Here is a 15162-nt window from a genome sequence, read left to right on the forward strand (position 1 = left end):
GCCTACTCGGCGCGTACCGCCGCTCGGCCCTCACGGATGGCGGTGCTGATCCGGCGCGGCGCCAGCGCATCGCCCACGACCACGACCGGCAGCCCCGCCCCGCGCAGCTGCTGCGCCAGGTGGTCCAGCGGGCGACGGCCGGATTCGACGACGAGCGTCGCCGAGTCGCGTTCGGTGGTGGCGCCCGAGTAGAGGTTGCGGATGGTGAGGCCGTCGCCGGAGCGCTCCACCGTGCTGGTGAGCAGGATCTCCGCCCGCAGCCGCCGCAGCAGCGGGGGCAGGCTCGCCGCCTCCACCGCGGTGCCGATCGCGGCCGCGCCGGACACGACGGTCAGCCGATGGCCGGCGGCGATGAGCACCTCGGCGGTGGCGAACAGCGGCCACCCGTTGCCGCCGGACTCGTCGAACAGCACCACGTCGGGCCGCAGCGCCGGCCGCGCGGCGGGGTCGGCCAGGATGTCCCAGCTGCACACCGCCCCCGTGCCGAACCGGCTAGCGGGCTGCGTCGCACCGGTGGCGAGCACCACCAGGTCCGGGCGCAGACTCGCCACGCCGTCCGCGTCGGCCGGCCTGCCGAGGCGCAGGTCGATGCCGCTCGCGGCCACCCGCAGCGTCATGTGCTCGGTGAGACGGGCCAGCTCGGCGCGGATCGGCGCCGCCGCGGCGAGGTTGAGCTGCCCGCCGAGCCGGTCCGTGCGCTCCAGCAGGACGACCTGATCGCCCCGGTCCGCGGCCGCCACCGCGGCCTCCATGCCGGCGATGCCGCCCCCGACCACCACCACCCGTCGGGGGCTCCCGACCGTCACGGGTCGCGCCGGCCGGCTCTCGGTGCCCGCGTCCGGGTTGACCATGCAGGACAGGGCGCGCCGGGCGCCGATCGCGTCGCGGCAGTCGTTGCCGTACACGCACGGCCTGATCTGCGCCGTCGTGCCGGCCTGCGCCTTCGCGACCCAGCGGGGGTCGGCGATCGCGGATCGGACGATGCCGACCAGGTCGGCCTGGCCGGCGGCGAGGATCTCCTCCGCCTCCCGTGGCTCGGCGATCCGGCCGGTGACCAGGACCGGCACCGGCCGCACCCGCTCGCGCAGGGGCGCCGCGAGCGGGGCGTTGAGCGCCCGCGGGAAGGACATGTCGGGCACGATCCGGTCGTGTGAGCTCAGTGCCCCGGAGACCACCGAGAAGTAGTCGACGCCGCCGGCCCCCGCCAGGGCCTCCGCGACCTGCCCGGCCCCGTCGGTGTCCAGGCCCCCGGGCTGGAACTCGTCGCCGACGACGCGGATGCCGACGACGAAGTCGCTGCCCACCTCGGCCCGGATCGCCGCGACCACGTCACGCACGATGCGGGTGCGGTTGGTGACGTCGCCGCCGTACTCGTCGTCGCGCCGGTTCGTCGCCGGGGACAGGAACGCCTGCAGCAGGTAGCCGTGCGCGGCGTGGATCTCCACGCCGTCGAAGCCGCCTTCCCGGCAGATCCGCGCCGACCGGGCGAACCCCGCCACCACCTCGGCGATCTCGCCGTGCGTCATCTCGTGGGTCAGCTCGGAGGTGCCGGGGCGGCTCGCCACCGACGGATACCACGCCGGCAGGCCGGACTCGAAGCCGTCCACCTGCCGTCCGTTGTGGATCAGCTGGCAGAGGATCCCGGCGCCGTGTTCATGGACCAGATCGGTGGTACGGCGGTACTCGCCGCCGTTGTCCGGGTCGTACCCCCAGATCTTCCCCACCCGCGACAGGCTGCTCGGGTGGACGATGACCGGCTCGTGGATGATGAGGCCGACCCCGCCCTTCGCGCGCTCCGCCAGGTAGGCCGACAGCCGCTCCGACTCCACCCGGTTGGCGTAGTGGGTGCTGTGGGGCGCCAGCACGACCCGGTTGCGCAGGGTCAGCGAACCGAGCTGGAACGGGGAGAACAGTGTGGGGAACTGTGTTTCGGTCACCGCTGTCCCTTTCTCGGGGCCGGCTTGGTGGGGCTGAGCACCACCAGGGGGATCTCGCGGCCGAAGGTCGAGGCGCGCTCCTGGTAGCGGGCCACGTTCGGCTTTCGCTCGACGACGTACGGATAGAGCGCCGCGCGCTCCTCGCCGGTGGCCACCCGGGCGCGGGCCGCGATGCCGCGCCGGCGCACCCGCAGCCAGCACCGGTCGGTGGCCTTGAGGTTGGCGACCCAGGCCGGATTCACCGGGCCGCCGCCCTTCGACGCCACCACGACGTAGTCGTCGCCGCGGCGGATGTACGGCAGCGCGACCGAGCGCAGCTCCCCCGTCTTCGCGCCGATGGTGGTGAGCAGGAGGGTCGGCTGGTAACGCTGGCCGCCGGCGAGCGCGTACTGCAGCGACACCACCGAGAACCCCGTGCGGCGCACCAGCCAGCGGTCGAACGCCATCCCGAACCGCCCGCGGAACACGATCAGCCACGGCCGGCCGTAGGAGGTGAAGGCGAGGCTCTCCTTCGCCGCTCGATCTTGCGTGCTCACCCGGCCGCCCTCCACAGCGGCGCGAGCTCGGTGGCGACGTCGGCCACCGACTCCAGGTCCCGGACGGTGCGCAACAGCGTGCGCCGCTGGCCGGAGTCGAGGATGTCGCCGCAGAAGCTGTCGAGCTTGTTCGCCACGAAGTCCCAGTCGGCGCGCGTCTGGTCGCTCCACGGATCGCCCATGGCGTAGTCGGACTCGACCACGTGCTCCTTGCCCCGGGCGAGCACGGTCAGGCTGCCCCGGGTGCGCCGCACCTTCTCCCCGGTGCCGCTGGTGATGGTCTGCTGCCACTCCTCGGCGAGCTGCGGATCGGGCGCGGTGCTCACCTTCGCGGCGAGCGCGCGCACCGCCGGGTCCTGTGACAGGGACGGCTCGAACCACTTCGGCCCGGGCGGGATGCCCAGCAGCGCGACGGCGGCCAGCTGCGGCGCGTTGAACTGGCCGTGGAACGGCGCCACGTGGTCGGCCGGGATGTCGCGCAGCGGGTCGCGGAACTGGGAGATGCTGTACGCCGCCGGGGAGAGCCGGATCTCGATCCGTTCGATGTCGTCGGCGCCGATGTTCTCCCGCCGCTGCAGGTCCAGCAGCGCGTCCAGCGCGGCGTTGGTGTAGCGGCACGCCGGATACGGTTTGAGCGACGTCTCGGTGATCCACCACTTCGTGCCCAGCTCGGCCAGGATCGCCGCCCGGGAACCGCTGAAGTAGCCCTGCGCCTCGAAGAACCCGGGCTCGGTGTCCAATGTGGTCAGATCGCCCTCGTACCCCTCCTCGGCCATCATCGCCGCGGTCACACCCGCGGCCGCGATCTGGCCGTTCGGGGCGTACTTCAGCGAGTTGAACCGGCGGCGCTGCGACATGAACCCGTTCTTCGCGGTCGGCGCCAGCCACGTCGCCAGGCCGAACGCGTTGCCGTACCGGTGCGCGTCGAAGCCGCTCACCACGCCGTAGCCGGCGACCGCGCCGAGGGCGGCGTAGCCGTGCGAGGAGAGCTTGGAGAACCGGAAGGTGTTTCCGTCGTACTCCATCAGGGAGGTGCCGAGGTTGAGCCGGGCGCTCACCTCGAAGCTGAGCGCGGTGGCGCGTACCAGCTCCGCGCCCGACGCGTGCCGGCTCTCGGCCTGTGCGAGCGCCGCCGCGATACCCATCGCCGCGAAGTGCGCGCCGTTGAAGAAGGTCTCGTCGGCGTCGAGCACGTTCATCAGGTCGGCGTTGGCGTAGGCCGCCGACGTCACGGTGGTGCGCTCCGGTGAGCCGAACACGCTGGCCGAGTCGCCGCCGGCCATGCGGGCGGCGAGCCGGGCGGCCATCCGGCCGCGCTCGGTCGCCACCGCTCCCAGCCCGGCCACGACCGTGTCCAGGAGAACCAGTTTCGCGTAGTCGTTGACGTCGTCCGGCAGCGCACGGCGCGCGTGGTCGGCGACGAATCCGGCCAGCGCTTCGACGGTGGTGGGGGTCAAACCAGGCTCCTTCAGGTGGGTGCGGGTCAGCGGGCGGGCAGCATGCCCCGCACCGCACGGTCGACCGCGTCGTCCCCGTGGATGTGCCGGGCGAGCCGCTCCAGGTCCGCGGCCCGCCGAAGGTGACTGCCGCCCTCGACGGGCAGCACGACGCCGGTCACCCAGGACGACTCGGGCCCGGCGAGGTACCGCGCGGCGGCGGCCACGTCCTCGACGGTCCCGACCCGCGCCAAGGGCTTCTCGCGCAGTACCAGTTGCCGCTGTTCCTCGTCCTCGGCGAGGATCCCCGGCTTCTCGGCGCCGGTGGGCACGAGGCCCGGGCGGATGGCGTTGACCCGGATGCCGAGGTGGGCCAGTTCGTCGGCCGACACCCGGACCAGCGCCTCCAGCGCCGACTTCGCCACCGAGTACGACGCCATGAACGGGAAGGGGAAGCCGCCGGCGGTGGACGAGGTGCAGATGACGGATCCGCCGCCGTGCGGGGCCATCGCGGCGGCGCCGAACCGGATCAGGTGCAGGGCGGTGATCACGTTGCGCTCGAAGTCGGCCCGGACGGTCGCCGCGTCGAGCATCATGACCGACCCCATGGTGCCGCCGCCGACCGTGGCGACGCAGATGCGCAGCGGGGTCGAGTCCGCGACGGCGACGGCGCGCTCGACGTCGGCTTCGGCCGCGGCGTCGCCGACCACGAAGCGCACCTGTGCCCCGGGGATGCCGGCGGTGATGTCGTCGACGGCCGAGCGCAGCTTCCCCTCCGTGCGCCCCAGCAACGTCACCGCCGCGCCGTCGCGGGCCAGTGCCCGGGCGATCGCCGTCCCGAAGCCGCCCGCGCCCCCGGTGATGAGTGCGCCCTGGCCCGCCAGTGGCCCTGTCATTCGCCTACCTCACTGTGCTGGAGGCCGTACCCGCGAACACGCGGATCCGCGGGTACGGCCTGGCGCTGTCTGGTCAGCTCGCGCTGATGTTGCGGAACTCGGTGTAGTGGCCGCCCACGTAGAACTGCAGTCCCTTGACGTTCTTGCTCGAGACCACGGCCCACTTCTCGTAGAACAGGCTGATGTACAGCCCCTCGTCGATGACCTGCTTCATCACCGCGTCGAAGGAGGCGCTGAGGGCCTTGTCGTCCTGGGGCTGGTCCAGCGCCGCGACGAGCTTGTCCATGCCCGGCTCGGCGACCTTGCCCGCGTTCATGTACCCGCCGGTGCCGAAGAGCTGCTTCGCCGCGACGATGGGCGAGAGCACGCCGTACGGCATCACCGCGCAGTTGACGGACTTGTCGACCAGCAGCGCGGTCGTCACCGACTCCACGAGCTTGATCTCGAGGTTGACGCCGATCTTCGCGAGCTGGTCCTTGACCACCTCGAGGTACTGCGCGTAGGCACCGCCGCTGCCACCGACCACGGCACACGTGAAGTTCAGGCCGTTGGCGTAGCCGGCCTCGGCGAGCAGCTGCTTCGCCTTGTCCACGTTGTAGTCGTACGGCGTCTTGCCGATCGTCTTGTCGAAGCCTTCGCTCGTCTCCGCGAACGGCTGCTGGTTGTCGTCCGCCTGGCCGGCGAGCACCGCCTTGATCAGCGACTGCCGGTCGATGGCGTGGGCGATCGCGAGGCGAACCCGGCTGTCGTCGAACGGCTTGACGGTGCGGTTGAGGTTCATCACCCAGGAGTTGATGCCGGCCTGCGGCTTGACGTCGAGGTTCGCGCGGATCGCACCGTCGACGAACGTGGTGTGGCCGAACGTGGCGTCCACCGCGCCGGCCTTCAGCATGTCCAGACGCCGTAGCTGGTCCAGCTGGAACGGCATCTCGATCTTCTTGAAGCCGATCGCCTTCGGGTCCCAGTACTTGTCGTAGGCGACGAAGGTCGCACTGCCGCCGGTGGCCCACTTCTCGAGCTTGTACATCCCGGCGCCGGCGTCCTTCGAGTTGAGGTCGACCGTGGTGAAGGCGGCAGGACTCACCATCGCGCCCGCGGCGTCGGAGAGCAGGGCCGGCAGGGACGCCGACGCGGTCTTCAGCTTGAACCGCACGTTGCTCGGGTCCACGACCTCGACCGTGTCGACGACGCCCAGCGGGCCGGCCCAGGGTCCGGCCCCGTTGTCGATGGTCTTGGCGCGCTGGATGTTCGCCTTGACCGCCTCGGCGTTGAACTCCGTGCCGTCGTGGAAGGTGACGCCGGAGCGCAGCTTCATCTCGAACGTGGTCGGGTCGGTGAACTTCCACTCCAGCGCGAGACCCGGGATGAGCTTGCCGTCCGGGCTCTGGTGGATGAGCCGGTCGTAGACGGCGAACAGCAGGAGGTTGGATGCGGGCCGGCCGTCGCGATGCGGGTCCCAAGACCGGATGGGCGCGCCGAATCCGGCGAAGCGCAGCGTCTTGTCACCCTGATTTGTATTGCCGGTGTCGGACTTACCACCACATGCGGCGACCGCGATCATTAGCGTTGTCAAGGCAGCGGCGAAGACAAGTTTAGGCAATCGCCTCATGCGATTACTCCTGTCACGGATTTGGGGTGTCGACCAAGCGGTTGATAGGGAAGCTAGCATCGGACAATGAGCCGGTCAACGGTCGTGACAAAGCGACAACCTTGGAGTTCGACCCCGAGAACCGGGCACAATTGAGATCCGCACAGCACAATCCGGCACCGTCGGATCAAGTCCACCGCGGCGCGCCGGAACACGATTCCGTACGCTTCGGCAGACGTGCGACGGCACCGTCATCCAGATGCAATATTCGTTTTTTCTGGCGCCCGAATTGCGCGGGGCGGTCCACGCGGCGGCTACGAACCGCCGGGGTTGCCGGGCGTGAGCCGATCGATCGCCGCCTCGTCGAAGCCGTGCTCACGCAAGACCTCGGCGGTGTGCTCACCGGGCTCGGGCGCGGCCGAGGCGATCGCCGCCGGTGTCAGCGAGAATCTCGGCGCGGGCGCCGACTGCCAGGCGCCGTCGTGGCGGACGTACGCGCGTTCGGCATGGTAACGGCTATCTCCCATCGCCTCGGCCATGGTCAGCACCGGCGTCACGCAGGCCGCGACACCGTCGAACCGCCGCACCCAGTCATCGAGGTCGCGGCCGGCGACGATGCCCGCAATACGGGCCTTGAGCTCCGGCCAGCGCGACTGGTCGTCCTGGTCCCGGACGTCGACGTCGTCGAGCTCCAGCACCCGCAGGAGCGCGGCGTAGAACTGCGGCTCGTAGGCCCCCACCGCCAGGTAGCGGCCGTCGCGCGTGGCGTAGACGCCGTAGTACGGCGCTCCGGTGTCGAACGCGTTGGTCCCCCGCCGCGGACTCCATCTCCCCTGCGCCATCATGCTCTGCACCACGATGCCCAACTGCGCGGCACCGTCCAGGATGGACGCATCGATGACCTGCCCGCGCCCCGATCGGGCGCGTTCCACGAGCGCGGCGGCGATGGCGAAGGCGAGTGTGAGACCGCCGCCGGCGAAGTCGCCCAGGTACATCGCCGGTGGGACCGGACCCGACTCGGTCGTGCCGATGGTGTCCAGCAGGCCGGACACGGCGAGGAAGTTGATGTCGTGTCCGGGTTCGCCGCGGTTGGGTGCTGTCTGGCCCCAGCCCGACATTCGCGCGTAGACGAGGCCCGGGTTGTCCGCGATGCAGTCGGCGGGATCCAGTCCGAGCCGCTCGGCCACCCCGGGGCGGAAGCCCTCCATGAGCACGTCGGCCCCGCCGACCAGGCGGCGCAGCGCCGCTCGGCCGGCGGCGGACTTGAGGTCGAGCGACACCGATCGCCGGCCGCGGTTGAGCAGGTTGCGGCGGGCATGCTGACGTTGCGCCTCGGACAGGTCGGACCGATCGACCCGGATCACGTCCGCGCCGTGGTCGGAGAGCAGCATGCCGGCGAACGGCACCGGCCCGAGCGCGGCGATCTCGATGACCCGCACCCCGGCCAGCGCACCCGACCGTCCTGGCGCGCTCACGTGGGCCGGTTCCCGGCGGGCTCGGCGACCGGCCCCCGGGAACTCTGGGCGGACCAGGTCGTCGCCGTCAGTCCCTCGGCGCGCAACTTGTGCTTGAGCACCCGGCCCACCGGGTTGCGCGGCAGCTGATCGCGGAACTCGATGTAGCGGGGCATCGCGTACCGCGGCACGCGCCCGTGGCACCACTCGAACAGTTCGTGCTCGCCCAGCGCACTGCCGGCGCGGCGGACCGCGGTCACCTTCACCTCGTCCTCGTTGAGGGCCGAGGGAACGGCGTGCACCGCGACCTCCACGATGTCCGGGTGGGCGCCGAGCACGGACTCCATGTCGTAGCTGGAGATGTTCTCGCCGCCGCGCCGGAGGTAGTCCTTGCCCCGGTCGACGAAGTAGAGGTATCCGTCCTCGTCCATCCGGCCCAGGTCGCCGGTGTTGAACCACAGGTCACGGAAGACGGCGAGCGTCTGCTCGGGCTGACGCCAGTAGCCGTCGAACATTGCGCCCGGGCGCTTGGGCCGGCAGACGATCGACCCCGGCGTGCCGGGTGGGACCCGCTGTCCATCGCCGTCGACGATGCGCACCTCGAACGAGTCGTTCTCCTTGCCGGCGCTGCCCGCCCGGTACTGGTCCGGCGGCGTAGAGGTGATCAGCGAGGCCTCGGTCATCCCGTACGCGCCGGCGCCCACCCGCTGCACGCCGAACCGCTCCCGCCACAGCGCGGCGAGATCGGCCGACACCGGCGAGCCGCTCACCACGCGCAGCTGCCCCTTGACCCGGCGCGCCGCCTCGGTCTCATCCGCCTGGGCGACCATCGGCAGCATCGACCCCATGAGCGCGGCGATGCCGGCTCCGGATCGTTCGATGTCGTCCCAGAACCGGCGCACCGAGAACCGGCTGGCCAGGCTCATCGACGCGCCGATCAGCACGCTCCCGGTCAGGTGCGCCACCGCGGCGAGGTGGAACATCGGCAGCGCGGTCCAGAGCAGTTCCGAGGGCCGGCGCTCGACGTTCTCGACCATGTCCAGCGCCATGTTGCACACGTAGCTGTGACTGACCACGCACGCCTTCGAGGGCCCGGTCGTCCCGGACGTGTAGATGAGATGGCTCGGATCCCGTGGGTCGATCGGGGGGCCCTGGTAGTCGCCGTCGCCGGCGGCGAGGGCGGCGTCGATGTCGACGACGGGACCGGCGAAGCCGGGCACCGCGACGTCCGCGCCCTCGACGATGAGCTCCACCACGTCCAGGCCGGCGGCACCGGCCATCAGCTCCGGCACGAACTCCGCCTGCGCCACGAGCAGCCGTGGCGCGCTGTCGGTCACCTGGTGACGCAGGAACTCCCCGACGTTGGAGGTGTTGTACGGCACCACGATCGCGCCACACTTCGCCGAACCCCACCAGGCCAGCAGTGCGGTCAGCCCGTTGCGGGCCATCACACCGACCCGGTCGCCGGGCTTCACCCGCGCGGCGAGGTAGCTCGCCATCCGGTTCGACAAGCGGTCCAGCTCGGCGAGCGGGTACGGCTGGTGGTCGAACCAGACCGTGGTGGGGCTGCCTTGTGCCAGACCGGATTCGACCGCACGCAGGACCGATGTGACCTCGCGGGGCCGGGCCGATGTGGGCGCCATCGCACCGCCTCCTCATTGAGAGCCCTTGCTACTCCGGGAGGTCCCCGGATAACCTAACAAGCGCTTGGTAGAAGCTAGCAACGACCGGTAGTCGAGTCAATACAGTCGCAGGTCGATCGCGGCATCCCGCTCGTCCACCGCCGCCCCCGCTGGCTCCCGATGCCGTCCGCACCCCCTGGTCCGAGAAGGAGAACAGCTTTGCCGACCGACACGGACAGGACGTCGTTCCTCAACAGGCTGCGCGCGGTGGTCGACCAGCCCGGTGTCGCGCGCCGGGCCAAGGACCCGATCACCGCGTCCTCGATCCGGATCTGGTGTGAGGCGGTCGGGGACGACAACCCGCTCTATCAGGACCCGGCCTGGGCCGGCCGGTCGCGCTTCGGTGGCATCATCGCCCCGCCCGCGTCGCTCAACATGTGGACCTTGCCGGGCAATCGCCGGGCGCACCATCGCGAGCCGCTGGACGTCATCACCGAATTGCTCGCCGAGGGCGGGTTCACGTCGGTCGCCGCGGTCGAGAACAACCACGAGTACCTGCGGCCACTGCGCCCAGGCGATCACCTCGTCCAGACCATGCGCATCGGCGCGGTCTCCGAGGAGAAGCGCACGGCGCTCGGCCAGGGCCATTTCGTCGACCTCGTCAACGAGTACGCCACCGAGCAGGGCGAGGTCGTCGGCCGGGCGATGATGCGGATCCTCCGCTGGGACCCCGGCTCCGGGCCGGCGAAGACGGCCGTCGATGCGGTGGTGGACCGGCGCGGACCGCTGTGCCGTCCGGGCGGCGGCGACCATCAGCCTCCGGCGGCGGGAACGACGGCGCGGGTGCGCTCGGTCCTGCAGCCCGGCTATGCCGTCAACCCCGCGCATGAGCGGCCGTATGTGATCGCCGATGCGGAGCTCGACGACGGCAGCCGGTTGGTCGCCGACGTCCTCAACGTCGAGCCGGGCGCGGTGCTGACGGGGATGCGGGTGGAGGTCATCCACGTGCGCGACCAGGCCGGGGGGACGCTCGCGGCATGGCAGCCGATCCGGCCGCCGAGGCGGGAGCACACGATCAGACTCGGCGACGTGGAGCGCGGCGACCTCCTGGCACCGTGGCCGATTCCGATCACCCAGGCCTCCATCGCGGCGCTCGCGACCGCCACCTACGACTTCAACGACGTCCACCTCGACCGGGATGCCGCCGTGCTGCGCGGCGCCCGTGACGTCTACATGAACATCCTGGGTTCGACCGGCCTGGTGAACTGCTTCCTTACCGACTGGGCCGGGCCCGAGGCGCTGCTGACCGCGGTCAAGGTCCGCCTGCACCGGCAGAACCACCCCGGCGACACGCTCACGCTCACCGGGACCGTGACGGAGAAGCGGCAGCTGGACGACCGGGACCTGCTCGAGGTCTCGGTTCGCGGTTACAACTCGTTCGGCGACCACCTCGTGGCGCGGTGCACCCTGGAGCTGCCGCGATGAGCGACGACGTCATGTACGCCTCGGTCGTGCCGTGCTCGCGGCGCGATGCGCCGTTGCGTCACGAGCCGGTGCCCCGGCCGGTCCCCGGGCCGGACGAGGTGCTGGTCAGGGTGGCCGCGGCCAGCCTCGACCGGGTCGACACCTACATCCGCCACGGCACGCACGGCATGGCGGCCACCGAACCACAGATCCTCGGGCGGGACATGGCCGGCGTGGTGTCGGCGGTCGGCGCCGGCGTGCGCGAGTTCCGCGTCGGCGACGAGGTGATCGCGCTCGGCCGGCAGACGCACGCGCAGTACGCGCTCGCACCGGGTCTGCACACCATGCCGAAGCCACCGCAGTGGTCGTTCGCCGAGGCCGCGGCGCTGCCCACCGCTGGGCGCACCGCATACGACGCGGTCGTGAACATCGCGCGAGTGCGCCCGGGTGAGCGCGTGCTGGTGGTGGCGGCCGGTGGCGCGGTGGGTAGCTTCGCGCTGCAGTTCGGGGCCCACCTGCGCGCGGAGGTCTACGCCACCGCAGGCACCGAGGACAAGTGCGCCACGGCCCGCGCCCACGGCGCCCACGCGGCCGTCAACCACTATTCGCCGGACATGGTCGAACAGGTGCTCGCGGCCTCCGGCGGCGCCAAGATGGACGTCATCGTCGACCCCGTCGGCGGCGCCCTGTACGAGAGCCTGCTACGCCTGCTCGCGCGCAACGGCCGCATCGTGACCTGCGGCGTGACGGCGGGAGCCCGCGCCAGTCTCCATCTGGGCCGCCTGATGACGCAGGGCTGGCACATCCACGGCATCGGGCGGCCGGACCGGCACGAGGTCGCGGCGCACCTGCGCGGCTGCCTGGACCTGATGCTGGCGGCCGGCGCGAAGCCCATTGTGGACCGGGTGTTCCCGCTGAGCGAGGCGCCGGACGCCCACCGCTACCTGGAGGAGTCCTCGTTCTTCGGCCGGGTGGTCCTCACCCCTGAGCCGGCCCGGCCGCCGCGATGAACAAGCCGGTCGCCGTGACGGTCGGCCGGCCGTCGACCGTGATCCGTGCCGCCGCGGTGACCTTCCGTCCGTCCGTGGACTCGACCCAGGCGGACAGGTGCAGCGGCCGGGCCAGCGGCGTCAGGGCGAGGTAACGGACCGAGAGCGTTCCGGTCAGCGCCGAGATGCCGAGCGCCCGCAGCAGGGTGCCCATGACCGCGTCCACGAGGAACGCGGTGTAGCCGCCGTGCACCGCGCCGCCGGGTCCTTCGAACAGCGGCGACGGCGTCAACACGCCGGCCGCCGTGCCGTCCGGCTCGATGGTCACCACCAGCGGGCCGGCGACGGGGTTGAACATGCCGAACACCGGGTCGCCCGAGCCCAGTACCCGTCCGGAGAACGGCCCGGTGGGTAGCGGATAGCGCACGCATCGGTCGCCGGCGACGATCCCTGCCGTGATCTGGCGCAGCCGGCCGGCGACCTCCCCCAGCTCGTCGTCCGTCGCCGCGGTCGTGGTCGCCACGGCCCGCATCAGCTCACGGACCGCCTCGGCGACGGCGACGCGGCCGGGGTGTCCGGCAGGGTCGAACAACGCTCGCTCGAGCTGCGTCCAGTCCTGGCCCAAGCCGGTATCCCCCGCCGCTGGCGACCCAGTCATTCCATCCGCCCCAATTCTACCAAGCGTTTGCTTGGAAGATATCGACGGCGCACCGACCGGTCAAGGCCGGTCCCTCGATCCGGCCGCACTCGAACGCAAAGCCATCTAGCTTTTTGCTATCTAGCTAAAACTTTTGTTTGATCGTATGAAAGTTAGTTAGAAATACTATTTACTTTTGTTCTGGGCTACGATTCTGCCGACCGATTGTTCAAGGTCATCGTTCTCCAGCCCCCACACCCCCGGGACGCTTCGAAGCAGCGACGCGACCGGTGAGCCGGCAACACCCTGACCCCGTCCGACGTTGGGTCCGCCGCTCGCCACGCGCGCCTCGCTCGTCGAGGCCGGCCTCCGCGTCCCACCTCGGAACTGGAAGGAAGTGCATGTCCAGCCAACCTCCGACCGCACAAGGTCTACGGTCAGGCCCATCCGCCCGCACGGCCGGGGACCCCGGCCGGCGTCTGGTCCGCTGCCTGCTCGCCGTCGCCCTGCCGGCCGCATCCATGTCCGTCGGGTCGCTTGTCCTCGCCGCCTCGGCGTGGGCCGCGCCGACCAGCGCAGCGGCCACGCTCACCCCGGCTGTCGCGACCGGCACCAACAGCTGGTACCGAGGGCCCGTCACGCTGAACCTGTCGGCGACCGACGGAGTCGGCGGCGTACAGCGCCTGGAATACCGCCTCGGCAACGCGGCACCCTTCCAGACCGCGGTGTCCGCCGGCGCCCCCTACCCCGGCGCGCTGGCCGGGTCGGTGAAGATCACGCAGGAAGGCTCCACGACGGTCGGGTACCGCGCCGTCAGCGGCGACAACTCGGTCGAGACCACCCGCACCATCACCGTCCGGATCGACACCGTCGCCCCGGTCGTCAGCTGGCCCGGCATCGTCGCTGGCAAGGTAGGCCACACCGCCACGCTGATCCCGACCCGGACCGATCCCGCTCCCGGCTCCGGCGGCGTCTTCATCCACAAGATGTGGATCGACCAGACCGAGACGACCCCGCTGCCGGTGCGCACCTCGACCCTGTCGACGGGTGCGCACACGATCAGCGTGGTGGCCAGTGACGCGGCCGGCAACGCGGCGCGGTTCGACCAGACGTTCGTGGTGACCACGTCGTTCGGCGAGCTCGGCACCCTCATCGACGGCTTCGCGAGCGACGGCGCGATCGGTGCCGGCCTCGCGGCCGACCTGCGCGCCAAGCTGGCGGAGGCGGCGAGCCTCGCCGAGGCGGGCAACGCCAACCAGGCGAAGCGGGCCCTCAACCAGTTCGTCGCCGCCGCCCAGGGCGGGTCGAAGTCCGGCCAGGTCCGGGACACGCTCGTCGGCGATGCCCGCTACCTGCAGCAGCAGATCGCCGGTGAGCTGCCGGGCGATCCGGAGACCGGCATGATCGTCACGCCCGTCGCCGGGCCTGACCCGATCGCGCCCGTCGTGCCGCTCGCGGCGTCGACCAACTTCCCGGGGGCCAAGTTCCGGGTCCTGTACTTCTCGGCCACCAAGGGCTTCCGGCACGACCACATCCCGGACTCCGCGCTGCTCGTGCAGCAGTGGGGTCAGCAGCACGGGTTCGACGTCGACGTCTGGGACCCGCGGCTCGCCCCGGCCTCGCTGACGAGCACGCCGTTCACCTCGGGCGCCGACCTCGCGAAGTACAAGACCATCATCTTCTCCTCGCCGGTCGACGGGACCAACGCGAACAGCCCGGCGAGCGCGGACGCGCTCAACGCCGCCGAGCTGGCCGCGTTCCAGGAGTACATCCGGGCCGGCGGCGGCTACGTCGCGCTGCACGGCGCGTCGGACGCGATCCACAACGTTGCGTGGTACCGCGACCTGGTCGGCGCGTGGTTCACCAACCACCCGGGCGGCCAGAACGGCGAAGGCACCTGCGGCAGCTGCATCAACGTGCGGGTCAACACCGAGGACAGCACGAACCCGGCCACCGCGCACCTGCCGAAGACCTGGCTGACCATCGACGAGCTGTACAACTTCGACCACAACCCGCGGGCCGAGGTGCACACGCTGCTGAGCCTCGACGAGGAGTCCTACCGGCGCAGCCTCAACAGCGGCAACGCGGCGACCAACCCGCTGCCGCTCATGGGCGGCGACCACCCGATCGCGTGGTGCCAGGAGTACGACGGCGGCCGTGAGTTCTCGCTCATCCTCGGCCACGACCGGGCGCAGTACAGCCGCGACCCGTTCACCCAGATCCTGCTGGCCGGCATCAACTGGACGGCCGGGCAGAGCGACGCCAACTGCTCGACCTTCCGGCAGACCCGCACGCTCATCACCTCCGGCGCCGCGGCCGGCACCCTGACGCCGGAGTCCGCCGCGGCTGCCGCCGCGCTGCTCGACGACGCCCAGGCGGCCTACCTGCGGCAGGACTACAACGCCGCGGGCACATCGCTCAACAAGATCACGGCGATCGCCGGCTCGCCCGCCGCGGGCACCGGCGAGGCTCGTGGCGAGCTCGACCGCCAGGTCCGCCAGCTGCGGAGCTGGATGTCGTCCCTGAAGAACTCCTGACCCGTACCGCCGCCGGCCCACCCCCGTGGGCCGGCGGCGGACGCGCACGACGAGCCGGGTGCCCCT

The 15162-nt window shown here is 71.3% G+C and carries 11 protein-coding genes; 3 read left to right on the top strand and 8 right to left on the bottom strand.

Annotated features, from left to right (window positions below):
- Positions 1-2: 2 nt before the first annotated feature.
- The 7 genes from ABD352_RS26170 to ABD352_RS26200 form a co-directional block, all read right to left on the bottom strand.
- A complete protein-coding gene (locus tag ABD352_RS26170) occupies positions 3-1937 on the bottom strand; it encodes an FAD-dependent oxidoreductase (RefSeq protein ID WP_344615130.1) in 1935 nt (644 codons plus the stop codon).
- On the bottom strand, positions 1934-2473 hold the full coding sequence (locus ABD352_RS26175; RefSeq protein ID WP_344615131.1) for a nitroreductase/quinone reductase family protein: 540 nt from the start codon (positions 2471-2473) through the stop codon (positions 1934-1936). The genes ABD352_RS26170 and ABD352_RS26175 overlap by 4 nt, the downstream gene beginning before the upstream one ends.
- Positions 2470-3930 (bottom strand): MmgE/PrpD family protein, encoded by a 1461-nt coding sequence (locus tag ABD352_RS26180; protein WP_344615132.1) that lies wholly within the window; start codon positions 3928-3930, stop codon positions 2470-2472. Before ABD352_RS26180 ends, ABD352_RS26175 begins: the two co-directional genes overlap by 4 nt.
- A gap of 26 nt (positions 3931-3956) precedes the next feature.
- On the bottom strand, positions 3957-4805 hold the full coding sequence (locus ABD352_RS26185) for an SDR family NAD(P)-dependent oxidoreductase (protein WP_344615133.1): 849 nt from the start codon (positions 4803-4805) through the stop codon (positions 3957-3959).
- A gap of 73 nt (positions 4806-4878) precedes the next feature.
- Complete coding sequence (locus ABD352_RS26190; RefSeq protein ID WP_344615134.1) at positions 4879-6414, bottom strand: ABC transporter substrate-binding protein; 1536 nt, start codon at positions 6412-6414, stop codon at positions 4879-4881.
- Between the two features lie 293 nt (positions 6415-6707).
- Entirely contained in the window at positions 6708-7868 is a 1161-nt protein-coding gene (locus tag ABD352_RS26195; protein ID WP_344615135.1) for a CaiB/BaiF CoA transferase family protein, read from the bottom strand.
- Positions 7865-9490 carry an AMP-binding protein gene (locus ABD352_RS26200; RefSeq protein ID WP_344615136.1) on the bottom strand — a complete coding sequence of 542 codons (1626 nt, stop codon included), beginning with the start codon at positions 9488-9490 and terminating at the stop codon, positions 7865-7867. The genes ABD352_RS26195 and ABD352_RS26200 overlap by 4 nt, the downstream gene beginning before the upstream one ends.
- A 198-nt stretch (positions 9491-9688) precedes the next feature.
- On the opposite strand from ABD352_RS26200, the gene ABD352_RS26205 reads away from it, so the two are divergent.
- Positions 9689-10954 carry an FAS1-like dehydratase domain-containing protein gene (locus tag ABD352_RS26205; RefSeq protein WP_344615137.1) on the top strand — a complete coding sequence of 422 codons (1266 nt, stop codon included), beginning with the start codon at positions 9689-9691 and terminating at the stop codon, positions 10952-10954.
- Complete coding sequence (locus tag ABD352_RS26210; protein ID WP_344615138.1) at positions 10951-11943, top strand: quinone oxidoreductase family protein; 993 nt, start codon at positions 10951-10953, stop codon at positions 11941-11943. Before ABD352_RS26205 ends, ABD352_RS26210 begins: the two co-directional genes overlap by 4 nt.
- Here ABD352_RS26210 and ABD352_RS26215 read toward each other — a convergent pair.
- Positions 11912-12547, bottom strand: coding sequence for a PaaI family thioesterase (locus ABD352_RS26215; RefSeq protein ID WP_344615139.1), 636 nt, complete (start codon positions 12545-12547; stop codon positions 11912-11914). The two genes, ABD352_RS26210 and ABD352_RS26215, sit on opposite strands and share 32 nt — an antisense overlap.
- A 413-nt stretch (positions 12548-12960) precedes the next feature.
- Between ABD352_RS26215 and ABD352_RS26220 the strand changes: the two genes are divergently transcribed.
- Positions 12961-15096: a ThuA domain-containing protein gene (locus ABD352_RS26220; RefSeq protein ID WP_344615140.1), complete on the top strand. Its 2136-nt coding sequence runs from the start codon at positions 12961-12963 to the stop codon at positions 15094-15096.
- Positions 15097-15162 lie beyond the last annotated feature (66 nt).

It is taken from the genome of Dactylosporangium salmoneum (assembly GCF_039532525.1).
Lineage (GTDB): Bacteria > Actinomycetota > Actinomycetes > Mycobacteriales > Micromonosporaceae > Dactylosporangium > Dactylosporangium salmoneum.